This window comes from Paenibacillus qinlingensis, from assembly GCF_031455095.1.
Lineage (GTDB): Bacteria > Bacillota > Bacilli > Paenibacillales > NBRC-103111 > Paenibacillus_E > Paenibacillus_E qinlingensis_A.
In genome coordinates this window covers 1,406,664-1,429,633 of the sequence record NZ_JAVDSB010000001.1, presented here as the reverse complement: position 1 = coordinate 1,429,633, position 22,970 = coordinate 1,406,664, and the positions used below count along the sequence as shown (strand labels likewise).

23 protein-coding genes are annotated in these 22,970 nt (G+C 42.3%); 2 read left to right on the top strand and 21 right to left on the bottom strand.

Annotated features, from left to right (window positions below):
* From J2736_RS06500 to J2736_RS06410, 19 genes are all read right to left on the bottom strand, one after another.
* Entirely contained in the window at nucleotides 1-930 is a 930-nt protein-coding gene (locus J2736_RS06500; protein ID WP_310224538.1) for a D-2-hydroxyacid dehydrogenase, read from the bottom strand.
* Nucleotides 931-995: 65 nt separating this feature from the next.
* Nucleotides 996-2,144 carry a hypothetical protein gene (locus tag J2736_RS06495; RefSeq protein WP_310224536.1) on the bottom strand — a complete coding sequence of 383 codons (1,149 nt, stop codon included), beginning with the start codon at nucleotides 2,142-2,144 and terminating at the stop codon, nucleotides 996-998.
* A gap of 17 nt (nucleotides 2,145-2,161) precedes the next feature.
* Complete coding sequence (locus J2736_RS06490) at nucleotides 2,162-2,872, bottom strand: CTP synthase C-terminal region-related (seleno)protein (RefSeq protein WP_310224534.1); 711 nt, start codon at nucleotides 2,870-2,872, stop codon at nucleotides 2,162-2,164.
* A 93-nt stretch (nucleotides 2,873-2,965) separates the two neighbouring features.
* On the bottom strand, nucleotides 2,966-3,466 hold the full coding sequence (locus tag J2736_RS06485; RefSeq protein ID WP_310224532.1) for a DinB family protein: 501 nt from the start codon (nucleotides 3,464-3,466) through the stop codon (nucleotides 2,966-2,968).
* Nucleotides 3,467-3,529: 63 nt separating this feature from the next.
* Nucleotides 3,530-4,366 (bottom strand): nucleotidyltransferase domain-containing protein, encoded by an 837-nt coding sequence (locus J2736_RS06480; protein WP_310224530.1) that lies wholly within the window; start codon nucleotides 4,364-4,366, stop codon nucleotides 3,530-3,532.
* Nucleotides 4,367-4,494: 128 nt separating this feature from the next.
* On the bottom strand, nucleotides 4,495-5,526 hold the full coding sequence (locus J2736_RS06475; protein WP_310224528.1) for a leucine-rich repeat domain-containing protein: 1,032 nt from the start codon (nucleotides 5,524-5,526) through the stop codon (nucleotides 4,495-4,497).
* Between the two features lie 29 nt (nucleotides 5,527-5,555).
* The gene (locus J2736_RS06470) at nucleotides 5,556-5,879 is read right to left on the bottom strand and encodes a hypothetical protein (RefSeq protein WP_310224526.1); all 324 of its coding nucleotides are present in this window, start codon (nucleotides 5,877-5,879) and stop codon (nucleotides 5,556-5,558) included.
* Between the two features lie 150 nt (nucleotides 5,880-6,029).
* Nucleotides 6,030-6,602, bottom strand: a complete 573-nt coding sequence (locus J2736_RS06465) for a hypothetical protein (protein ID WP_310224524.1) — start codon at nucleotides 6,600-6,602, stop codon at nucleotides 6,030-6,032.
* Between the two features lie 100 nt (nucleotides 6,603-6,702).
* On the bottom strand, nucleotides 6,703-7,299 hold the full coding sequence (locus tag J2736_RS06460; protein ID WP_310224523.1) for a hypothetical protein: 597 nt from the start codon (nucleotides 7,297-7,299) through the stop codon (nucleotides 6,703-6,705).
* 57 nt (nucleotides 7,300-7,356) lie between these two features.
* Complete coding sequence (locus J2736_RS06455; RefSeq protein ID WP_310224521.1) at nucleotides 7,357-8,724, bottom strand: MFS transporter; 1,368 nt, start codon at nucleotides 8,722-8,724, stop codon at nucleotides 7,357-7,359.
* 102 nt (nucleotides 8,725-8,826) lie between these two features.
* Nucleotides 8,827-9,693 carry an MBL fold metallo-hydrolase gene (locus J2736_RS06450; RefSeq protein ID WP_310224519.1) on the bottom strand — a complete coding sequence of 289 codons (867 nt, stop codon included), beginning with the start codon at nucleotides 9,691-9,693 and terminating at the stop codon, nucleotides 8,827-8,829.
* 49 nt (nucleotides 9,694-9,742) lie between these two features.
* On the bottom strand, nucleotides 9,743-11,020 hold the full coding sequence (locus J2736_RS06445; RefSeq protein WP_310224517.1) for an ankyrin repeat domain-containing protein: 1,278 nt from the start codon (nucleotides 11,018-11,020) through the stop codon (nucleotides 9,743-9,745).
* A 21-nt stretch (nucleotides 11,021-11,041) separates the two neighbouring features.
* Nucleotides 11,042-11,539 (bottom strand): shikimate kinase, encoded by a 498-nt coding sequence (locus tag J2736_RS06440; RefSeq protein ID WP_310224515.1) that lies wholly within the window; start codon nucleotides 11,537-11,539, stop codon nucleotides 11,042-11,044.
* Nucleotides 11,540-11,682: 143 nt separating this feature from the next.
* Entirely contained in the window at nucleotides 11,683-12,831 is a 1,149-nt protein-coding gene (locus J2736_RS06435; protein WP_310224513.1) for an acyltransferase domain-containing protein, read from the bottom strand.
* 92 nt (nucleotides 12,832-12,923) lie between these two features.
* Nucleotides 12,924-13,517 carry a YdeI/OmpD-associated family protein gene (locus J2736_RS06430; protein WP_310224511.1) on the bottom strand — a complete coding sequence of 198 codons (594 nt, stop codon included), beginning with the start codon at nucleotides 13,515-13,517 and terminating at the stop codon, nucleotides 12,924-12,926.
* A 55-nt stretch (nucleotides 13,518-13,572) separates the two neighbouring features.
* A complete protein-coding gene (locus J2736_RS06425) occupies nucleotides 13,573-15,828 on the bottom strand; it encodes an excinuclease ABC subunit UvrA (RefSeq protein WP_310224509.1) in 2,256 nt (751 codons plus the stop codon).
* Between the two features lie 238 nt (nucleotides 15,829-16,066).
* A complete protein-coding gene (locus tag J2736_RS06420) occupies nucleotides 16,067-16,543 on the bottom strand; it encodes a DinB family protein (RefSeq protein ID WP_310224506.1) in 477 nt (158 codons plus the stop codon).
* A gap of 44 nt (nucleotides 16,544-16,587) precedes the next feature.
* Complete coding sequence (locus tag J2736_RS06415) at nucleotides 16,588-17,757, bottom strand: MFS transporter (protein WP_310225248.1); 1,170 nt, start codon at nucleotides 17,755-17,757, stop codon at nucleotides 16,588-16,590.
* 156 nt (nucleotides 17,758-17,913) lie between these two features.
* A complete protein-coding gene (locus tag J2736_RS06410; RefSeq protein WP_310224504.1) occupies nucleotides 17,914-18,471 on the bottom strand; it encodes a TetR/AcrR family transcriptional regulator in 558 nt (185 codons plus the stop codon).
* 199 nt (nucleotides 18,472-18,670) lie between these two features.
* On the opposite strand from J2736_RS06410, the gene J2736_RS06405 reads away from it, so the two are divergent.
* Together J2736_RS06405 and J2736_RS06400 are read left to right on the top strand one after the other, a co-directional pair.
* Nucleotides 18,671-20,311: a DUF2339 domain-containing protein gene (locus tag J2736_RS06405; RefSeq protein ID WP_310224502.1), complete on the top strand. Its 1,641-nt coding sequence runs from the start codon at nucleotides 18,671-18,673 to the stop codon at nucleotides 20,309-20,311.
* Nucleotides 20,312-20,412: 101 nt separating this feature from the next.
* Entirely contained in the window at nucleotides 20,413-21,192 is a 780-nt protein-coding gene (locus J2736_RS06400; protein WP_310224500.1) for a sporulation protein, read from the top strand.
* A gap of 117 nt (nucleotides 21,193-21,309) precedes the next feature.
* Here the strand turns inward: J2736_RS06400 and J2736_RS06395 are convergent, their stop codons facing one another.
* Nucleotides 21,310-21,909: a class I SAM-dependent methyltransferase gene (locus J2736_RS06395; RefSeq protein WP_310224497.1), complete on the bottom strand. Its 600-nt coding sequence runs from the start codon at nucleotides 21,907-21,909 to the stop codon at nucleotides 21,310-21,312.
* Between the two features lie 30 nt (nucleotides 21,910-21,939).
* Nucleotides 21,940-22,887, bottom strand: a complete 948-nt coding sequence (argC, locus tag J2736_RS06390) for an N-acetyl-gamma-glutamyl-phosphate reductase (RefSeq protein ID WP_310224495.1) — start codon at nucleotides 22,885-22,887, stop codon at nucleotides 21,940-21,942.
* Between the last annotated feature and the right edge of the window lie 83 nt (nucleotides 22,888-22,970).

Here is a 22,970-nt window from a genome sequence, read left to right as displayed (position 1 = left end):
CTAATATCCGCGGATTACGTCCACCGATTGACTTATTTCTTGCCCACGATCTACCCCTTCAAGTACAGCGAGCAAACCTTCAATCGCCTCTTCCACACCGGTAACAGCAGAAATATGCGGCGTAATGACCACGTTCGAATGTGCCCATAAAGGTGATTCTACTGGCAGGGGTTCTACCCTAAACACATCAAGAACAGCTCTGCGCACATGACCTTGTTCAATTGCCTCGAGCAATGCATTGTCATCCACCGAAGCTCCTCTTCCTACGTTGATAAAGCCTGTGCTCTGCATAAAGGAAAACAATCGGCTATCGAATAAACGTTCGGTTGCAGGTGTTAAGGGGAGCGTATTTATTACCCAGTCGGCTTGAGTTAATACAGCTTGTACATCAGAAACCGGTACAACCCTTGTAAAATGACTGTTCGCAGTGCCTCTGCGAGATATACCGAATACGTTCACCCCGAACGTTTGAAGCATCCTAGCCACTTCTTCGCCTATCGTTCCGGTACCGAAAATGACGATGTTCAGCTCCTGCAAAAGTTTCTGCTTTGAAGGCATCCATACGTTCTGTACCTGAGTATGCTGAAAATGTCCATGTCGATGTATATCAGCGAGTATATAACTTAAGCAATATTCCCCTATTTTCTGTCCAAAACTTCCTACCGTACGAGTTAATACAACATCCTTTTTCCATTCGCGGTTAAAAAGAAAGGCATCGACGCCAGCACCGAGCGCATGCACCCACTGCAAATTACCGAAATGAAACGACTCCGTCGGTTTGAAGGCTACATAACCATCCGCCCACTCGAAGTGATTTGGACAAACTTCCGCTTCCGGAAGAAACAGATACTCCCTCTTCGTGTCCATTGAAGCAAGCTTTTCTAGTTCTTTATACATTCGACCGGTTACGATCACTTTTTTGATATCCATCTGACATATCCTCCTGATGAATCGTACAACGATATGATTAATATAAATTCTGTATTTGCAAGCAATTAGCTTGAAAGTAATCCCATTCGTTCAAGGATGTGAAGCTTGTTAGCTGGGACATTTTTAGCCAGATCTCCACTTGCAACATCCATGGCCTCTTCATCCGCAAATATTACAAAAGATTCCGATGTACGAATCATGCTCTCCCAATTGATAAGGTTAAGTTCCATTGCAACTTCCTGCCAAAGTGCTTTACTCTCGCCCCACCATGTGTAGTTACTTAGTACTGGATGTTGAGGTTCTTGAGACCAATCTGAATGAATTTGCCAATACTGCATTAACAATGTGAATTGATTTTTTAATTGTTCATTGGATAGAGATTCTTGATATTGAACGGGATGTTCACCAGCGCTCCATAATGTCCAGGTATCTTCACCAGCTAGTAATTGTTTATCTCGGATACTCTGCAAGCCCGGGTGAAAAATAGGGTCAATCGGGCCTTGTGGCTCGTCATGGAGATATATCCCGATAAAACAAACGGAGTCGTTTCGAAGCTTTTCTCCTATTTTTTTAATCGTATGTATGGATTCAGCTATTAGCCCGTTCACGATTTCAGCACGAAGCTCAATGATCTGTTCACTGCTTAGATTATTGTATATTACGGCTCCGTTTTCCTTAATCAGCGAAAGATTTCCTAAGTGATCATATTCCAATTGAAACTCTCGATTACGGACTGTTTTTCCTGCATACCAATATTCAGTTCGCTTTATTTTTACAAGCATTCTGTTCTCATAAGCGTACTCTTCTTCAAAATGCCATTCTTGGCCAGGATTCATCCCATTACGGACAATAAACTCTACATACATTACAGGTAGACCATCAACTATTCGTATTTCTTCTATGGAGTCCACTTTACCATTCCAGTAGCGTCGATTAATTACATGCTTATCCGTTTGTTCAAAGCACTCCTCTTGACTAGCTGAAATGAAGCAAATGTTGTTGTTTTCATCAAAAGCGTAAGCTATGCCTGCTCCTATTTCCATGAGTGGTGCTCGCGGTTCCAAGTTTCTTTCGAACCAATAAGGAGTGGAATCATAGCGTTTCCAATCGGTATATTCCCAGCGGTGTGCTTTTGATTTAGCTTTCTCAATGTAAGAAACTTGATTTGATTCTGCATCCTTACAAAGTGAAAAATAGTAATCCTTATTTATCATGCGGTATCTCTCCATTTTCAATTTCTGTTAATTTCACCCGCATGTATACATGCCTGTTCAATAAAAGCATCCACTAAACAATGCGGTGTTTCAAAGGTTGAACTTAGCTGTGGTACAAATAGTGTTCCAATAAAAAATGGATGCTTAGGTATTTCTATGATTCGGGGTTCACCCAGTTGATCTGTCCCGACAATTTTTAGTCCTGATTGTTCAATTTGATTTTGATAGTTGGCGTTAAGCCCATAATTACATCGAAAGTGTTCTATAGTCTTCGGTGTTTGATAAATTCTATATGCCTTTGAACATGGGCTAATCTGAACTTCGCCTTGCTGGCCCACAAGTGAACAAGCTAGCCTACTGATAAGTAATTTAGATGCATCTGGTGATTGCTCCTCGTGTGCTGCATCTTCAATCGATAAAATGCTCCTCGCATACTCAAGGATCATATGTTGGAATCCTCCGCATGTTCCTAGCAGTGGCACATGTTGTTCGCGTGCATAAGTGATCATTGCCAAGACACCTGTGATTGATTCTGGGCTACCCGGAGCAATCCAATAACCATCGTAATTTGAAGTAATTACACTGAAATGTTCAGGTATAGACTGGGTAGGAATCCATTGATAATCGACCTGTATACCTGATTTCGCTGAGGAATGACGCATCGCATCATTTGTTGCTTTTTGTGATGGATATTCAGGTCTGTAATCACCAATTATTCCGATTTTCAAGATAACTCTCCCCCTCTGAATATAACACAGATATGACTACCCTTAAAATCGAGAAATAGACAACCACAGGCTGCCTATTCGAATACCTCATGATCACTTTTTTTCTTGTAAATCATGTAGAAAGTCTATCATTTGTTTTTTGTGATGTTCGTCATGCTCAATAAATTCATGAATGATGTAAAGAAGGGAGTAAGGTTGACCTGTATGAGGGCAATGTGTGACACCGTTTGCGGTTGTTTCAAACAATAAGTCTTCCCATGTCATATTTCTTAGAAGATCAATCAGTTTCTTTCTGTCATCTGAGAATTCTTGTAGTAAGTCATTTTTGGATACACCTGAATTTGCGTGTTCATAGGCTTTGCTATTGTAGACGTTGAAATCGGGAAATTCAATCCCGCCGCCTTGCATAATGGAAGGAATGACGACATCAATAAGATGAAGATCCCAGTTTCTTAGATGCGCAATTATTTCAGCGATGGAAGCTTTTCCATCTTGAATGGGACGATGCCAATCATGATCACTTAATGGCTGTAAGGTACTTTGTGTCCAATGGTTAAATTGTTCATAATCACTGATCGTGTTGTGTATATTCATTCGTCATCTCCATCATCATGATGAATACATCATAGCACAATTCGAATAATGAGAACATATGTTTCATCCATTAATTAGGTTTTTTGTTTCTTGAACCAGCTCACGTAACTTATTAATCGCTTCCCTTAAGGAATCTGGATCTTCCGTAATGAGAGCGAAGGCGTCATTGATTCGCTGCGCGTATTGGATGGGCACTATTTGAAATGAATCTGCAATAGCGGCAGCACCTTTTTCATTCATTAAGTAGGTTTCATTTTTTGCAAACAAAACCTGATTTAAACAAGATACGGACCTGAAACAACATCCAGCAATAAAGGAAATATCATTTTTGTAGATTCCTTTATAGCCATTATCTAAAGCAAACGTTGCTTCCCATAGAAATTTTCCGATAATTGCTTCTAAAAAGGCTCGGGGATACGGGATCGTTCTACTCTTCATATTACCTATGACGTCTGAAGGATCCCATAATACTTGACACAAGGAAATTTCTGCCATATAAATGGCGTTAGCAAATCCATGTGGATGTCCGGGTTGATAATCCATTCTGACCTCTCCCCTTACACATTCGTCCATGACTCTCGACACTTTATGCTGATCACGATATATAAAATCGACAGCAATTTGATTAACTTTTAACCATCCTCCCCCATTAATCCAGGGGCCCCAACCACCTATTTCTGTCACTAAGTCTTCTCTATGATCATCATCTAGTTCAGCCGCAACCTGGCGAAGCTGAGCAATATCCAGTCCTAAGGAAGAATCGTAGTAGATACCAATATCAATATCTGAATGTATGTTATCAGTTCCCCTTGCTCTTGAACCACCGAGAACCAGTGCACTTATTCCGTTAACTAGTTTTAGTTTGTCAACAATACTCGCAATAGTACATGCTACGCTCATCTTTCTCACCCCAAATCACATTTATAACTATCATAATGAAAGCACGGTAAACGCTTCAAGGGAGAAGATTGATTAAACAATTATGTACCACCTATAGAAAATTAGATATTTTCAGTTGAATCCATCAATTACCACAGCGCATCCCTTGATAGGTTCACATATTCCAGTTGTTTCATTTCCAACAGAAAGTCAGGTTTACGATCAATCATACACATACTGATGTTCAAAAGTCGCAAGTTTTGAAGCTTCTTTAACTCGCGCGGTAACTCATGGATCGCCGAATATTGGATCGTAAGAAACGCCAGATTCTCTACTTCACCAATCTCAGGTGGGATACGATTTAGGCTGATTTCTTCTTTCGGCTTAAACAGCAAATCAGGAGTCGGCCGATCCGAACTCGCACATATGATGCTAAGCTCCCTCAAGTTTTTCAATTTGGCTATGGATGCTGGAATACATGCTAAATCGGCGGTCATGATTTTCAAACTTTCAAGCTTACTTAATTCAAATAACGCTTCAGGAAGTTGATACAAATCCTGTTCAAATATTTCTAGTTCGCGCAGCTCCGTAAGTTCACGAATCCTCTCTGGCAGTTCAGTCAACCCATGTCTACTCAGATAGAGCCAATCCGTTTGATGTTTGATCGCATCATCTAGCAGACTATCCAGATCACTATGAGACGCAAGTTGCAAAAAGAGCCCCGTTATTTGTTCCATTAATGCAATAGCTTCTTCCTCCGTTACATCCATACCATACCAGCGTTCATGTACAACGGAGTATAGATAATCGCCGCCACCCGCTTTCACGAAACACAAATCTTCTGGCAGTGAAGGATAGATCCAATCAGACAAGCTGTTTGCCATTTGCTTCAGTAAGTTCCCGCTCTCTTCACAGGATCTATATAAGTAATAGGTTCCCGCTGTATAGAAAGCACGACAGTCATAAGTAGTTCTAATCCTTTTGATTTCTTCAATATCTCCTTGGAGTTCGATTGTCTTCAGCAGGAAAGGCTCCAATGACTCCAATACATGAGCATAATTTCCCTTTCCCTCGGCAGCTGCCAGTTTCTCCCCAAGCACAAAATATGCCGAATTTCGTATCGCCAAATCGATTACTTGGTTGTAAGCTTCCCCTTTGGGGTCTGTATACATTCTTTTCATAGAAGTCTCCATTTCTACTCGATGTACAGTTAATCACTACTGTTTACTGACTTTTTCTTTAAATAACTCAATAACAATAGCCCTTTAACAAAACAAACCATACTGATTAACCACATCATGCCAATCCCAGCAATTGATAAAGAATTAGTTAACGAGCTTGAATAAGCCCTATTTTCCAATATCCTTATCCAACTGAATGCTGCAAACGTAAACAATAGCAAGTGACTTAAAAACCACCCATAACCCTGTTTCTTAAAAGAACGCATCAAACTTATCACCAGGACGCAAACAGGAATGATAACAACTAACAAACCTATTTTGAGATATACAAGGACCTCTTCTTCCATGAGCATACAAACCATCACTCCTTCATCCTTAAATAACAAATTATCCCAAACGTGTAGACGCTGCAAAACCATGAATAGTTGCTTACTTCGTTCTCTCCATACGAAAAAGTGGTAGCTCCCCTTAGCTACCACTCCTCTAAGTATTTAACTTACTCTTTAACGAAGGGGATTTTCTTTTGGATCTGGGTACGTTCCTCTCACCGAATTCGCAATGTCCACCAAAACTTGCTCTGTTATTTTCGCTTTCACACGGTAGCCGACAATTAGTGCATATTGATAGTTATTCTTTTCAAACGTAAGCATGTAAAATCGGCCAGATGACACCTTTCCGTATTGTGCTTTAGTTCCATCACGGAGTTCGTAGGTACCAAGTAAATCATTCTTATTCTGGAATAAGTTACCTCGATATTCGGAAGGTCTTATCCGTATCATGTAATGATAGACAGTATCACGTTCGTTCAGATATTCTATTTCAAGTTCATCATTCGCGGGACTGCCAAATGTGGTCGAACATCTCCCAAGTTGATGCGTAAATACAACTGGAGGCACCTCAATCGGCAATTTGATGTCACGCGAGAAATACTTCTCACATGCCGCCACTGCATCATCAACCGTTGTATACCCCATCTTAAGATGCATCTCTTCAAAAGGCTCTTTCGCCTCCACATCACGTGGTGCATAACAAGTACAAACGATTAGTAATCCAAACAACACTAGCATTCTCCACATGGTGTATCACCTTCCATAATTTTGGATATAGGCTCTCCAAATTAGCAAGAAGAAATACACCAGATTCACTTTTAAGGCAAGGAGGTAACACGCTATGAAGTTATTTTTTAAGCCAAATATTCTTATATAAGTCAGTAATCATGACTTCCACAATCCCCGCATCTTTAATAGGCTCACCTTTTGGCTCCGTGCTTAAGTAAATGTTAAATGAGAAACAATCGCCATCCTTAAAATTCAAACCACATTGACCTGACTCCGTTGCATGGTATGTTTTATCTTCGTACTTTACAGTCATTTTGGCAGACATGGAATAAGTAAAAGCATGATCATTTATAGTCTCATGGTGAATCCCCGAGATGAGAGAAGCACCTGATAACGAATACGTTCCAATTGATCGAAATCCAAGGTCATATTCGCCAACACGTCTACTCTGAAGCCAAGATACGTATATTTTATGTTCGTTATCCTTATAGATCACTTTACCGATGTTGCTTTCAAGATCAGACAAATCCACTTGTAGAACATACTTACCATCGATGACCTGACTATTTCTACTCGTAAATTCAGTTGTGTTGTTTGCAATAAATGCGATACCTTCAGTCCATAAACCCATTAATCCAGTTGCCCATAGGACGACAATCGAAACAAAGGTAACCATAAGAAGCGCGGTCATATAAATTAGTTTTTTTACACGCATATCTTCGCCCCTACCTCCTCGCTTTCCTACGTTCATGTATATGAGACTTCAGGTATGTTATTGGATAGCTTTTTGTACACTCCGACTGGGCATCCGCATGGTCAAAGCGAACATTAACACACCAAGTCCTGCACAGGTCCACGCCATGCTATGTAGGTGCGAGGTCGTGATGTTTTTGCCGAATAATGCCGCAAGTAAACTTGAAGACAGAATGGTTCCGATAAACCGCGAAGTCATGAATAGTCCGGAAGCAATGCCTGTCTCTTCTTTAGTAACGAAATCGTAAAGTGCGGTCTGCATGGATAAATTGTTAAATCCGTTGGCAATTCCTAGCACGCAGAGGACAAGGAAAATGGTTACTGCGCTTGCATTATCCTGAATGAGCATGAGCAGCAAGCTGCCCACAGCAACCAGAGCCGTTCCGGCAATCAGCGGCGGCCTGGAACCGCTAAGGTCAATCCAGCGACCGACTAGTGGCGTGACCAACACACTGAAACCGGCAATAGACAGCATGACTAGACCTGTCTTCTGCGGGTCCATCCCCTGTACGCTCTGTAAATAAGACGGAATGCCAAACATGATGGAATAGAAAGCAATATTCGTCAAAATAAACTGCGCATAAATACGAGTCACGTTCATATTTTTACGTAAAAAAGCAACATTGATGAACGGCTTACTTTGCCCGAGCTCATATCGGTATAACCAGAACGTCAATCCTACGCTGACTATCAGCTTCCACAGGCTTAGTCCGTCTGCTAGCGCTAGGAAAAACAGCAGCCACATGAATATGGCCGAAGAAAATAGTGCTACACCCCACCAATCCATTTCAGCAGCACGGCCAACCATTTTTGGATCTTTCGGGAACAGTTTCCAAGCGAGTACAAATGAAGCAATAATAAACGGAAAATTGCAAAGGAAAATCAATGGCCAGTCTCCGTAGTGTAATAACAAGCCACCGAGTGAGGGACCAAAAGCAGCTGAAGTGCTGGAAAATATAGATATGATGCCAAGAGCCTTCGCTTGATTCGAAGTGATTTGACTGCGGATCATCCCCATCCCGGATGGAAACAAGGCAGAGCTGCCCAAAGCCTGAATAATCCGAAACCCAATAAGCCACCCGAAGGTGGGTGACAGCGGAGCAAGACTCGATGACAACGTGACGAGCAGCAGCCCCAGGATAAACACTTTTTTGCGGCCAAATAAATCGCTCCATTTGCCCATAAGCGGCTGTCCAATAGCGCTAATTAAGTAATAGGTAGAAATTAACCACGATACATCAGCAAATGTCAGGTGGAAGTCCTCCTGTAGCCGGGCTAAAGCGACCGAAATCATTGTCGTATTGAGCGGGTTAAGCAAAGTGCCAAGTGCTACGGCAGTAATAAGCAGCATTTCTTTTCGTTTGATTGCTGTCTGAATGATTGCCATACTATCACCTCATTTTATGTTATTCCTGGATTAACTTGCATAAAAAACCGCGGCAGCTTAAAGACTAGCAAAAAAGTCCCAAGCTCACGCGGTTTTCTTAAATTAAGTAAAATAAATGAATCGCTCGCCAGCTGACATCATATGAAACTTTTGTGCTGGATAGTTGTGAAATAAGTAATCAACAAAGTAGGATGGGTTATCACGATTTTTCGAAAACATATCAAAATGGATAGGAATAAGTATATCCGAACCGATTTCCACGCCGAAATCAGCCGCTTCACGGAAGTTCATGTTTCCCACAATGCCTCTGGAAGTTCTGGCATAATCCCCTCCATTTATTGGCAATAACGTGACATGCGGTTGAAATTTCTTAGCTTGCTCGATCAATTCAGGCGTGACTACTGTATCCCCCGTATGATAAATACGCACACCATTTATTTCGATAAAAAAGCCTAGATAATATTGATTGCCGTCTTGATCAGACTCATACGCCGTATGCGCTCCTGCCACAGGCGTAATAGTGATGCTTTGGTCGGAGATGACTTGTTCCTGTCTTGCTGGCAGAATACGACTTCGATCAATCTCAATGTCATGTAGTAGATAGGCATGAGAAGCAGGCGCAACAAATTTCGTTGCCGGATGTGCTTGAGCAACACCTTTAATTGTAGTCAAATCCATGTGGTCATTATGAAAATGTGTAAGCAATACCGAGTTTACATTCAACTCATTCGGAGAAAGCGGAGGTGGAATTTCACGCTTAAATTCCGTATCGGGATCCTCTGTTTCAATGGAATAGCTTAAATAGGGATCTACACAAATAAGTTCATCTGAACTGCTGCCTTTTATCAGCACACCTGCTTGACCCAAACTCCATATAGCTACCCCACCTTCAGGGATTTGTGTTCTTTGAATATCTTTCAACAGCGATTCACCAGCGTTATAAATTGGTCTCATATGCTCTTTTCCCATTTGACTCCACTCCCATTATCATATGTATCATTCGTGTTGCATGTATACGTTAGTTTGTTGTATGAACTCCGTGACGACGCAGCACTTCCTTAACTTCTTCGCTTCCCGCTAAAAGGTTTGGTAAGGGTGATCCTGCATCAATGAGTTGTTCAAGCACCGATGGATAATCCCCTGTTGAATCTCGCATGTGAACGGATCCCCACAAACAACTGCCCAAAGCATTTCCTCCGTAACCCTGTGTAAGTTGGACGGACGCTCCATGCTCAAGCAGCAACTGAACCACTTCTTTATTTCCACGGATTGCTGCGTTATGCAGCGCTGTACAATCTTTGTTACTACGCCGTGAATCGGCTGGAAATCCAGCTTCGAGCATCGTTCGAACAGCCTGATCTTCATTCTTCCAAGCTGCATCAGCAATCGAGCTTAGCTCTTCCGTCGAAAGTGACTTTACCAAATTGGCATCCTTCGCAAGTTGCTCTTGCACAGCCGCTTGATTCCCCTGCAAACATGCTAGCAATAGACGCTGATTTGGCGGACTATGCCTAGAAATCAGATCCACAACGTCGGGATGATTCCGGCGTGCCGCAACATGGAGCGGCCGCGCGTGAATGCCTATTTTATACTCATAAATATGCCCACCGTTCGAATCACCGGAAGTGAAAATCCCTCGTCCTACTTGCGCTTGAAGGCTCTCTGGGTCGTCACGAAGAAGGGATTGAATTAGCTCAATATCTCCGATTTGGATCGCCATAAAGATATCCACTGCCGCACCATGCGCAACGAGATACTTACATTTATCCGTATTGTCGATCGCCCATTGTATAGGCGTGCTGCCATGATCGATATCGCGTATATGAATATCCGCTCCATGAGCAAGTAGTACATCCATAATTTCATGTTGAGTTGCAAAATGAAGCGGAACTTGTCCGTCCGGGCCTCGCTGATTGACCGCTAAGGGATCCTTCGCAATGATCTCTTTGACTGTGTCCAGCATGCCTAAAAGTGATGCCGCATGGATATCAACAGGGGCTCCACGTTCAATCAAATAGCGAGAAAGCTCAAGATGGTCATGATGCAAAACGCCGAACCCGCCTGCCCACCAACTGCTCTTTGCATGTAAATCAGCGCCAAATTCTAGCAATATATCTACGGCTTCTCGGTTCCCTTTTGCCGCTGCAGCGACGATCGCAGGTGTATCGAATGGAAACCAAGGTTCATTGATTTGATTTGTAACAAAAGGATGCTCCTGTAGGAGCCGTCTCAATTCAACGGAAGCGTTGTTAATAACCGTATGCTTGAATTGTTCAATGATATTTCGCTCGTTCACGAACGGAACCCTCCAATTCGATTAAAGGTCTTTTATTCTCGCCATTATTTCACGAACACACTGTTCGATATCCTTATCGGCACAATCAATCGTTATGTCACTGTATTTCCTATATAGCGGAAGCCGTTCCACGTAAACGTCCTCCAGACTATTTCCTTTTTTTATCACAATGCCTCTGGTGGTTATGTTGGTTAATCGCTTGCTAATTTCTTCATAGGAGACATGTAAATATATGATCTGACCGCCCTGTTTGAGTGCATTCATCGCAATATCCGAATAAATGACACTTCCACCTGTAGCAATCACACAATTATCAAAGTGTAAGTTAGCAACAACCTTTTCTTCGACTTCCAGAAATTTTTCAGTGCCATCCACATCGAGGATATCTTGTAATAGTCTACCTTCCTGTTGTTGGATAACAATATCTGTATCTACATAATTCATACCCATTGCTTTTGCTAAAAGCACGCCTAATGTGCTTTTTCCAGCTCCCGACATCCCGATCAATACGATATTCATAAGCTGCCTCACCTTAGTTCTATTGAAATTGGTTTCGTTAACCTATTCGTCATTTTACATAAATATCCTTCACGGACCTGCCTGGTCTATGCATGAACGCAGCGAAGCTGCCGATCCTTGTCCGGCAGCTTCGCAATGTCATCCTAATCTTCTTTAGTATAAGATACGGTTCCAAATTCACCGCATATATCAAGAAATACCCCATTCATATCGAATATTTCTTTCTCTTCTTCTAAATAAGTAAGAACTTTTCTCCTTAAGGAAGTGTCAGGTTTGGCATCCTTCACCTCGGTTAATTCATTAAACACAAAGTTCCATAAAAACCGCACAGAACCCGCTGTCGGATAGAGATAGAACTGCTCTTGGAACTTCACGATATTGCTTGTCTGCGGTAACATCTCCCGCAATTGAGGAGTAAAGAGCCAAGTATGGCATACCATCCCTTTGTATGAAACCTCTGGGAAATATTTTGCATAAAATTCCTTAGCTTGTATGTAGGTGTCTTTAATCTTTTCCATATCAAAAGCTGTATCTCTGGGGATGTGAATCTCAAGCATAGTATCATCCTTATCCAGCACTTTTGTCCATTCATTTTTGTTAAGTTTAATTGGATTGTTGAGACCTTTTCCAATCGGCGTGATCGGATTTCCAATGAAATATTCATCTGTTTCCTCATATTCCGTCACAAAACCATTGGTTGTTTTCTCTTTATTACATACGCCTTGCATATCACCATTAGCCCTTAATTCCATCCCTTTACTGCTTAAGAGCATAAATCTTTCTTCCTTCTCATTGTAAAAACCTTTAACAACCCCAGAAAACTTGGTCGCAATAAATTGCATACCTCCCACTCGAAACATTCGGGCTTCAAGATGACGCCAAATCCAGCTGAAATTTCTAATGGCATAATATCCGACTAAATTATAGGCATTTTGCACCCATACACCGATATCTCGTAAGGTTTCTACAAATAGCTCCTCGTTCAATCTTCTTTCGGCGTACTTCTGCTCGGCCAGAGGTAATCTTTGCAAGGCTGCATGAAGATAAAACAACGAAGCCTCTTGTCCAAGAACTTCTTCCACGTAAGCATGAATCGCTAAAGGTTCCCATACCGTTGTCCAATAGCCACTTTCGATATTATTCTTATAAAAATCCATATAAATGTCCATCAATTTGGAATCATGATTAATTTGATCCGTGATGGCCATCAATATTTCGGTTGCGCCCTCGGGCATCAGAATTTTACGACAATAATGCTGTGTGACATCTTTTGATAATAATTGAAATTCCATGCTTAAACTCCCCTCGATCTTGCTTCACTTACATTCATTTGACCTTATTGTAACATGGGAGCATCCTTTTGTGTTTGACTCGCCGAGTCTTCTTAATCGTTCAATCCTTTGCCACTAAGTATGTGCTCCATGTATTTTTCAACCCGTGACACGCGTGTTTTGGATTGTTTGGGTTCAGAGAAATGAAGGAGATATGCTCTTTGCCTGCCTGGTGTTAATGCCTCGAAAGCCGCTTTTAACGCAGGGTTTTCATCCAATTTAGCCTGAAATTCTTCAGCAACTTTGAATTCGGTTGGCTTTTTAAACGCTACTTCTAATCCGGCTTTTTCCACCTCTATCGCTTCATAAATGTAGGCTTTAATAATGGATTCCAAGGCAACAATTTCGCGTATATCCGTAAACCTAATTTGGCGAGCTGACTGAACATTCTCCGTTTGTTGGATGAGAATCCCATTGGCATCTTTCAGCAAGGCCCCTTTGTGAAACAGAAGTGCACAGTAATCTTTAAAACCATGCATCAAAACGATGTTTTTGTCCTGAAACGTGTAACAGGGATGCATCCATTTAAAATCTTCGGTTAACTCACAGTCAAGAACAATACTTCTCAACTTCTCAAACTCTTCTTTCCACTTCTTTGCCTTATTTAAAAATCCATCAACCTTGCGGTTCATCGTACTATTTGACATAAACATACTCCTCCCAACTCATCGTCGATACGTCAAATCGTTTCAGATATTTACCTTACTTTAAATACCTTCCTGTGATCGATTGCTCAGCTTGAATCATCTGTTTTGGTGTACCTTCGAACACGACCTGTCCACCTTTGCTGCCCCCATCCGGTCCCATGTCGATGATCCAATCTGCATGGCTGATGACTTCAAGGTTATGCTCAATCACGATTACCGTATTGCCAGCGTCCACAAGGCGGTTCATAATCTCCAACAGGTGACCGATATCTGACATATGTAGACCCGTCGTGGGTTCATCCATCACATAGATACTGCCCTTCTTATGCAGCTCGCTTGCCAACTTAATACGCTGACATTCGCCACCCGAGAGAGTGCTGAGCGGCTGACCTAGTGTAATATAGTTGAGTCCTACATCACTCATCGCCTGGAGCTTACGAACAACTTCTTTCATCTGAAAAAATTCCAGTGCCTGATCTACGGTCATACTCAGGACTTCTGCAATAGATTTGCCGTTTAACTTGTAGGCCAGTACTTCTTCCTTGAAACGTTTACCTCCACAAACTTCGCATGGCAACTTCACGTTGTCTAGGTAAGCAAGGTCTGTATATACAACACCTAGTCCTTGGCAGTTCTCGCAGGCACCCTTGGAGTTGAAGCTGAATAAGCCTTGGTTCACTTTGTTCGCAGTTGCAAAAGCTTTACGAACATCATCCATAATCCCTGTGTATGTAGCGGGATTAGAGCGAGTTGAAACGCCAATCGCAGATTGGTCGATTACAATCGCATCCGGATGCTGGCCAAGGAATACGTCATTAATCAGTGTACTTTTGCCAGACCCAGCAACACCTGTAACTACGGTCAGTACACCGGTTGGTATATCAACGCTTACATTTCGAAGGTTGTGCAAGGAGGCTTCCTTAATAGTTAAAGAACCGGATGGCTTTCTGCAATCATCTTTTAATTGGAGCGGACGCTTCATATGTGTACCCGTCAATGTGCCTGACTCCAGTAAGCCTTCATAGCTTCCTTCATACACAATCGTTCCACCGCGATTGCCAGCATGCGGCCCGACGTCTACAATATGATCCGCTACCTTGATTACATCAGGATCATGCTCAACCACAATGACCGTATTCCCTTTATCACGCAGCTTTTGAAGCAATTCATTCAATCGGTGTACGTCACGGGGATGTAAACCGACACTCGGCTCGTCGAAGATGTACGTGACATCTACAAGACTACCGCTCAAATGCTTCACCATCTTGACACGCTGCGACTCGCCGCCAGACAAGGTATCCGTCTCACGATCGAGCGTCAAGTAATCTAGGCCAATATCCACTAGATGCTGCAAGCGATCCCTCAGTGCCTTCGCAACAGGTGCTGCTACTGGATCGTCAATTTCGCGAACAATGCGAATGAGCTGACCAACCTCCAGGGCGGATAACTCCGCAATGTTGTAGCCATTGATTCGACAACCAAGCGCAGCTTGACTAAGCCGCGCACCGCGGCAGCTGGAGCAGGATCCTTCCGTAATGAAGGGTGCAACAGCTTGTTGTGTACGCTCGGACTTCGTTTTCACATCCTGTTTGATATACTTGTTTGTGAACTTCTCAATAATACCTTCCATGGTTATATTCATGGCTTTCCCGGCGAAATTCATCTCCACTTTCCTCGCCTTGCCGTACAAGAGCTGCTCTAATTCGTCTTCCGTGTAATTGATCAGCTTCTTATCGGGATCGAAGAAGCCTGTCTGCACGATCAAGTTCAAATCCCAGCTGTTTACCTTATAGTCAGGCAGCAGGATTGCCCCTTCATTCAAGGACTTTGACTTGTCGAAAGCCTTATTCATGTCGACACCAAGCCTACGACCGAGTCCGTTGCACTCGGGACACATACCTTGTGGATCGTTAAATGAGAACATATTTACAGGGCCAATAGAGGGGTGACCCACACGTGAGAACAGCAGACGGAGAATGGGCGAAATATCAGTAATCGTACCCATGGTTGAATGCGAACCACCGCCTAGCCGTTTCTGATCAACAATAACGGCCATGCTCAGATTCTCAATCGAGTCCGCGTCCGGTTGTGGAAATCGCGGAAGAAAATTGCGAACGAACATGCTGAAATTTTCGTTCAGTAGTCGCTGGGATTCGGCGGCTATCGTATCAAAGACGATCGAAGACTTGCCGGAACCGGATACGCCGGTAAAAATCGTGATCTTTTTCTTCGGAATGCGCAAGGAGACGTTCTTGAGATTGTTTTCCCTCGCAGCCGAAATTATGATATACGCCTGATTGGATTCACTCATGCCTAACATCCTTTCGCTCTAATTCGTTTTAGGTACTCCAAAATTTACTATAGAAAGCGACACAATCTCTAATTTCTCGAAGCGGAATCTCCTCTGCCTCGCTCTTCGGTCGTATTATAGGTCACCATTTAGTGTCATGTCAATTCTATCCTTTAACTCTTAATTTGCACAAAACAGCCCACCGGTAAGTACCGGAAGGCTGTTGTTATGCAATCTATGCGTTCTGCTATTTAGCAGCTTATTTCTGTTGTTGAAGCACTTGCAACATAGCTGCTACAACACCATTATGATTGGATAAATGTGCGGCAGTCGTAAGAATTAATTCACCGAAGTTTTCGGCTTTTTTGAAGTTCTCTGGCACAGACTCGTCTAGTCTATCCTTCAACGTATTGTAAATATGTTCACGCTGTTCTTTCAATTGCTCTATCATGACATCCCACTCAGGCATCTGAGCAAGCTGCGCTTCAGTCCATTCCGTAGCTTTCGTTCCATAATGAAACAATTCTTTATAGTGTTCCGGTGTTGCCAGCGTTTGCTGCGAAAGTCCAAAAACATGGAAATCTGTTATGCGAAGCACATGTCCCAAATGCCAATAAAGGCTGGTGTTAAAACCTTGTGGAACAACTTTACGTAAATCCTCTGGGCATTTAGCAAGGTGGTTCATGAAATTATTATGCTCAACATTATATAAGTGAAATACGAAATCTTTTCTCATTTTCATTCTCCTCTACGTTATAAAATATGAATGCTATGGTGGGCTTACGATTGTTGCAGCTTTGAATAAAATCGATTGAATTTGGCTGAATACATGATCACGTAGATCACAATAATCGCGGCAAATAGATTAAGCAAAATCAACGAAAAATTCAAACTAAAAAATTGTGTCAGAACACCAACGCCAACTGGCGGAACAATGAATCCTGCGTATGCACTTAAATAGAAGGCTGAAATGACGCGCGGACGTTCCTCTGGCTTTGGCAATTGACTAGCAAACCTTAGGGAAACTTGGAATGTCCATCCGGCACCAATGGCTTGAATGAATATGCCTGCCCACAGGAGGAATAGACTCGCTGATTCGCCGGAAAATACGATGACCCACGATCCTATTGCCAGACACAAAATACCCAATCGCATCCGAATAACGGGATTGCGCGGCCAAGGAAAGAACTGCATTAAGGCCCCTCCACCAAGCAGCACCAGTATTAACAATCCAGAAATAGAAAGATTGTTCGTGTGAATGACGTGTTTAACGAAAGTTGGAATTAGTGAAAATACGATGCCACCTAATGTAAATACTGTAAAAATCGGCAGTCCGATAAAAGACCAGAAGTGTGCGCGAATATTGTCAGGAACGCCTAGTGATAGTTCAGTTTTAGCCTGCGTCCGCGCATGACTATCTTCGAGTTTCGGCAGCATTTCCAACACAATCCATGAACTCACTAACAAGATAAGAAGAAACCAATACGGAACACGAAGCGGCATGACATGAACATACTGTATGATTAAACCTGAGATAGCTGGTCCTAATCCAAATCCAATATTGATGATGACACCTGATAATTTTATGGCTGTACCCACTTTAGTGGAAGCCGTTTGTTTCAATAAAAAAGCGCTGGCTGTACCTGTAAAAGCACCATAAGCGATACCTTCCAATATCCTAGCCGCGTAGAGCATCGTTACATTCGTACTTAGGATAAAAAGCAGCGTCGATGCGATCGAAAACCAAATGGAGATGCGAAGCACCTTTTTCAATCCCCAAGCGTTCCCCCTAGCTCCTACGACTAGCAAGGTCGGCAGGAGAACAGCGGCATATACGGCAAACAATATCGTGATTTCAAGAGAGCTCAAATGAAAGTGCTCAGCGTATAAAGGGAATAGCGAGGAAATAAACGTAGCTCCGATGGACATGATAAGTACAACCCAAAGCATTTTTTTCACACGGTTAACCTCTTTCTATATTGAATGAAAAGGTGGATTAGGAAGTATATTGGCTTTATGTTGTCCTGTTTTTATCTAGAAATACAGTGCATGAGTGCCTGAATCCACCTTCTTACTTACTAGTTAGTAAGTATCGTTCAAAAAAATTTATCTCTTAACCATTCTCACTATTTGTTCCATAATTTGAGGTGTAATATCTTTTTCTAACACCCGTTTGTATTGCAAGCTACCTTTGATACATGATAAAACAGCATACGCTAAAGCTTCAATGTCAACAAAACTTTTAACTATTCCTTCTACTTGAGCTTGGCCTAACAGCTCCATCCAACCTGTCAATTCAAACTGGCTAAGCTCTCGAACTCTTAGCTGAACGACTTCTGGTATAGATTCGAAATCGGTTTGCAGTGACGATATTGGACATATCCCTTTACCACTTAGTTTTAATTGTTTATTGATGAGATTTTTAATTTTCTCTTCCGTGGGTACATCTTCATTTTTTACAGATTGCATAAGGCTTTTCAAAGTCTGATGTATCCGATCCGTTACGGCAACGGCCAGATCCTCCTTCCTCTCAAAATGGTAATGTATACTTGCTTTGGTCACGCCTAATTGCTTAGAAATATCATCATAACTAAAAGCAACGTAACCTTTTTCCCGAATCAAATCCAGCGCCAATTCAATAATTTGTGTTTTTCTGTTTTCCATGCTCGTATCTTAACTTACTAGTTAGTAAGTTGTCAACTCATTCTTTTTCTTCCCCTCATAACTTCTATCACATAATCCAAATAAAGGTACTACACAAGGATAGTACTTAATAAATACTTCATAACATGTTACTTTGAGTGTAGAAAGCCAGCCCAGCCGTTCTTACGAAGAGCTAACTGAAAGATGAGGTGATCGATTCATGGACATTCATAATCGATTTGAGGATTTAGAGAAGCGAGTTATTGAGCTCGAGAAAGAAGTTGCACAGTTAAAACAACGCACACCATCAGCCTTTAAAAGCAGCATACCAAATCCTGTTCAGCAGATTGCACCCATTGCTCTTGCACCACCGAAGCAAGATGTAATCAAAAAAGAAACAGACTGGGAACACCTCATTACACGTGTCTGGCTGCCGCGGGTTTTCATGTTTGTTCTACTGATAGGAATCGTCTGGGGATTTAAAGCAGCAGTTGATAGTGGATGGATCACAGAGCGCTTGCGTTGTGCTCTAGGTTACTTAGTTGGTGGTGGCTTTGTATGGCTCGGATTCCATCAACACAAGGCCAATCGACCATTACTATCACAGGTGCTATTAGGCGGTTCCATTGGATTGTTCATGCTAACAACCTTTGCAAGTCATCAGTTATATCATCTCATTCAAGCACCTACAGCTTTTACACTCAATGTTCTAGGAGTTGTACTGGGACTATGGTTGTCACATAAGCTACAATCACAAGCATTAGCGATCATCGCAAGTGCGGCAGGTGTGTTGACACCTTTTCTCTTGCATACTGACCATCCTTCCTCTGTGTTCTTTGTAAGTTACGAAGCCATTTTGTTCATTAGCTTTATGCTGTATGCAATTAGAGCTAAATTTGTCGGTTTACTGTACGTTTCATTTGGTTTACTTCCTTTGGCCCTGTTCCTTTTTGGCATAAGCACGAACGGGGATATGAAGATTGCAGCCATTGGCATTTCCGTGCAGCAATTCGCTTTACTTGTGTCTATTTGTTTAAAAACCCCCACGATGCCTCACCAACTTAGGCTGTTGATTCCGAGCTTTGCTTTAACCTCGATTTGGTTTAAAGTGTCCTACTCGGACACCGTTTTCAACTTTGTAATGATCTGTACCTGTCTGATTTATGCTGCACTTACCTATTGGTTCAATCGAAATGATAAAGAAAAAGTACCGTTTACCTTGACAATAACCTCATACGCTTTATTATTCTACGCGGCGAACTTCTTCAACGCAGATGCTTTAGCTGGATTCTTGTTAGTGGAGGGTATTATTGCCTTATTTCTCGGATTCGTAGTGAAGTCGTTATTGCAAAAGGTGAACGGAATCATCATCTATACCCTCGCTTTTTGTATGTCAATGTCAACGGTCCTTGAAGGGATGCGTACAATCCTGTCAGTTGAGATGCTAATCTGGCTATTCATATTAGTTACAATGCTAGCTATGATCAAAATAGTAACCCGTTACGGGGATGCCTTTACTTTTAGGAACATCATCGTTTGCCTTAAATACGCACTAGGCGTGTTGGTATTGTTTTTCATTACCGAAGTGACGCGGACATTGGCACATGATGTAAGCTCAAATATGCAACATCTGCTTGTTTCGACGGCGTGGGTCGCTTACGCGATTAGTGTCATTGCTTATGGACTACAGAAGCAAATCAAACAAATGAGACTTGCTGGTGTAGCATTATTATTCCTAACCCTAATAAAAGTCATCTATCTGGATTTACCGAATGTCTCCCTGACCGTCAAAGCCATTTTATTCATTGGACTCGGGTTTATTGGCCTTCTGTTATCACGTTTCTTCTACAAAAAGAACTGAGGTAATTGTGCCTATTTTTAACTTTTTTATGAAAGATTTGAAACCTCTTAGACTTCAAATCGTATCAGTGAATAGGCAAATCACAAGGAGGAAATTTAGACATGTCCATGTTTAAACGAATGCTCGCTAGTGTCGGAATCGGCGCTGCACAAGTAGATCTTATGCTTCATCAAGATGAAGTGAACGCTGGGGACATCATCGACGGTGTTGTTCGAATCCAAGGAGGACGCGTTGACCAAGAAGTTGATGACGTTTATGCCTTCGTGATGACGCGTTATGTGAAAGAAGAAAACAATACGAGAACGCAAATTGAAACAGCCATTGCCAAATTCCAGCTTGTCGGGAAATTTACCGTTGAAGCTGAGCAAGTTTATGAATTTCCAGTTTCCTTCGAGCTTCCAGCGATCACACCCGTAACAATGGGAAGAACGCCAGTCTGGATTCAGACCGGGCTTGATATAAAAGAAGCCGTGGATCCCAAAGATCAGGATAAGCTTCAAGTAGGCCCGCACGAACACGCTGCGATTATCCTTGAAGCTATGGACCAACTCGGATTCCGACTCCGTGAAGTGACGTGCGATTACGCGCCAGGCATCGGTCGAGAGATTGGATTGCCTTTCGTCCAAGAATTCGAATTCGTCCCTACCTCACAATTCCGAGGTCAACTGGATGAAATCGAAATAATCTTCTTCCCAGACGGGAACGGCGTGGACTTATTACTACAGATCGATCGTAAAGCTCGCGGACTATCCGGTCTATTCTCAGAAGCAGCCGGAATGGATGAAAGTTTTGTAAGAGTACGTTACGATAGTAATGAAATAGCTTCCGGAACAAGCTACATAGCCGGTGAGCTGGCAGAGTTAATCCGCAATTATGTATAAGATTTTAGTGTAATCCGACTAGCATGAGCAACAAGGAAAACCACGCAAGATAAGGTGATGGCATCTTCTTATCTTGCGTGGTTTCTCATTATTACTAGAAATTTAACATACACCAACCTACCGTTTACTCCAGCGTAAGCAGTAACGATAATAGAATCGGCGTCGTATACTTGCCCCAGGAAGAACCTCAACTGCTGCTTGACGAATCTCGCCTATTGACTCTTTGGGTGCCGCAATCCGCACAGCGGGATCTTTCATCCCTCCGTGCATGCGATCCATGATCCGGATAGGAACAAGATAAAGTCCTGAAATTAGTAGATCCATAAATGTTTTATCCTCTGCTAAACCAATAACGAGGAGCCGCCCGCCAGGTGCGAGAAATTCGCCCATATGTTGAAGTGCCTTTCGCAATTCCATATGATGTAGCGTCGCAACACAGATGATCGTAGCAAATCGTTCTTCTGGAGGCGGAACTGGCATTGCGAGGAAGTCATCATTTACAAATGACACATTCGCCGTTGCAGCTAGTCGCTTTTGCGCAAGAGAAATGGCTTTCAAATCGGGGTCAATGCCAACCACCCCTTGAGCAATTGGCGCGAGACGTTGAAGTAATAATCCGTCACCACAACCAATATCGAGTACTCGCCCTCCTCGCAGCTTTGCGTCTGCTACTAATTCATTATGAAACGCCGTATTATGATTCCAGTAATTTTCCACTGCTATAGTCGCTCCCCTACTGATTGTAGATTAAAGACCCGCCTCTTCATCAAGTCCCAACATGATGTTCATACATTGAATGGCAGCTCCCGAAGACCCCTTCCCCAGATTATCGAGTCGACAGGAAACTAACACTTGCTCGTCATTCCCTAAGACAAAAATCTCAGCATTGTTGGTTCCATTGCATAATATTGGATCTAGCGCATTTGGGGACATTGCTCTAGGATCATCAAGTGGAATGACACTTACAAACCGTTCACCTAGATAATAATCTGTGAGAATCGTATGAATTTGCTTAAGACTAGGTTGATTACGAAGCAAACGAGTGACAAGAGGAACTGTCACAACCATGCCACTATAGAAATTGCAGACAGTTGGAAGAAAAACAGGCGGGAACTCGAGATCCGTAAATTTCTTCATTTCAGGTAAATGCTTATGATCTAATTTTAAACTATAAGGCTGTGTAAGTCTCAGGCTGTGACTTGTATCGTGATTATTGCTGGACTCAAATTGTTCAATTAGTGACTTTCCGCCACCACTATAACCGGTTAAAGAGTTAAGGCTTACCGGATATTGCCGAGGCAGAATTCCCATTTGAATAAGCGGTTTCACCGCTAGGATAAAAGCAGTAGCATGGCATCCTGGAACTGACACACGAGATGAGCTGGCTATCTTGTCCCTTTGGAAGGGCAATAATTCTGGTAAGCCATATGTCCAAGCTTCCTGAGTACGAAAAGCCGTACTACTATCAATAATCCGTGAATGCGGATTCGTAATAAGAGTTACTGCCTCACGAGCAGCTTGGTCAGGTAAACATAAGAAGACAATATCTGCTTGATTCATTAACTCATTTCGGAGCTCAGGATCCTTTTTATATTCCTCTTGAATGGATAGCAGCTCCAGATCATTACGTTGGTTAAGTCTTTCATGGATTTTTAATCCTGTCGTCCCGTACTGACCATCTACAAACACCTTCATCGCGCGTACCTCCGTATACCATAATGTATAATTATACATTTATATGTATGTATATACAATCAATCTTTCATCAATGTTACTAA

Excerpts from the sequence above, each read along its gene's own strand:
- J2736_RS06500 (WP_310224538.1), bottom strand. The coding sequence starts at position 930 with ATGGATATCAAAAAAGTGATCGTAACCGGTCGAATGTATAAAGAACTA.
- J2736_RS06495 (WP_310224536.1), bottom strand. The coding sequence starts at position 2,144 with ATGATAAATAAGGATTACTATTTTTCACTTTGTAAGGATGCAGAATCA.
- J2736_RS06485 (WP_310224532.1), bottom strand. The coding sequence starts at position 3,466 with ATGAATATACACAACACGATCAGTGATTATGAACAATTTAACCATTGG.
- J2736_RS06480 (WP_310224530.1), bottom strand. The coding sequence starts at position 4,366 with ATGAGCGTAGCATGTACTATTGCGAGTATTGTTGACAAACTAAAACTA.
- J2736_RS06475 (WP_310224528.1), bottom strand. The coding sequence starts at position 5,526 with ATGAAAAGAATGTATACAGACCCCAAAGGGGAAGCTTACAACCAAGTA.
- J2736_RS06470 (WP_310224526.1), bottom strand. The coding sequence starts at position 5,879 with ATGCTCATGGAAGAAGAGGTCCTTGTATATCTCAAAATAGGTTTGTTA.
- J2736_RS06465 (WP_310224524.1), bottom strand. The coding sequence starts at position 6,602 with ATGTGGAGAATGCTAGTGTTGTTTGGATTACTAATCGTTTGTACTTGT.
- J2736_RS06460 (WP_310224523.1), bottom strand. The coding sequence starts at position 7,299 with ATGCGTGTAAAAAAACTAATTTATATGACCGCGCTTCTTATGGTTACC.
- J2736_RS06455 (WP_310224521.1), bottom strand. The coding sequence starts at position 8,724 with ATGGCAATCATTCAGACAGCAATCAAACGAAAAGAAATGCTGCTTATT.
- J2736_RS06450 (WP_310224519.1), bottom strand. The coding sequence starts at position 9,693 with ATGGGAAAAGAGCATATGAGACCAATTTATAACGCTGGTGAATCGCTG.
- J2736_RS06440 (WP_310224515.1), bottom strand. The coding sequence starts at position 11,539 with ATGAATATCGTATTGATCGGGATGTCGGGAGCTGGAAAAAGCACATTA.
- J2736_RS06435 (WP_310224513.1), bottom strand. The coding sequence starts at position 12,831 with ATGGAATTTCAATTATTATCAAAAGATGTCACACAGCATTATTGTCGT.
- J2736_RS06430 (WP_310224511.1), bottom strand. The coding sequence starts at position 13,517 with ATGTCAAATAGTACGATGAACCGCAAGGTTGATGGATTTTTAAATAAG.
- J2736_RS06425 (WP_310224509.1), bottom strand. The coding sequence starts at position 15,828 with ATGAGTGAATCCAATCAGGCGTATATCATAATTTCGGCTGCGAGGGAA.
- J2736_RS06420 (WP_310224506.1), bottom strand. The coding sequence starts at position 16,543 with ATGAGAAAAGATTTCGTATTTCACTTATATAATGTTGAGCATAATAAT.
- J2736_RS06415 (WP_310225248.1), bottom strand. The coding sequence starts at position 17,757 with ATGCTTTGGGTTGTACTTATCATGTCCATCGGAGCTACGTTTATTTCC.
- J2736_RS06410 (WP_310224504.1), bottom strand. The coding sequence starts at position 18,471 with ATGGAAAACAGAAAAACACAAATTATTGAATTGGCGCTGGATTTGATT.
- J2736_RS06405 (WP_310224502.1), top strand. The coding sequence starts at position 18,671 with ATGGACATTCATAATCGATTTGAGGATTTAGAGAAGCGAGTTATTGAG.
- J2736_RS06400 (WP_310224500.1), top strand. The coding sequence starts at position 20,413 with ATGTCCATGTTTAAACGAATGCTCGCTAGTGTCGGAATCGGCGCTGCA.
- argC (WP_310224495.1), bottom strand. The coding sequence starts at position 22,887 with ATGAAGGTGTTTGTAGATGGTCAGTACGGGACGACAGGATTAAAAATC.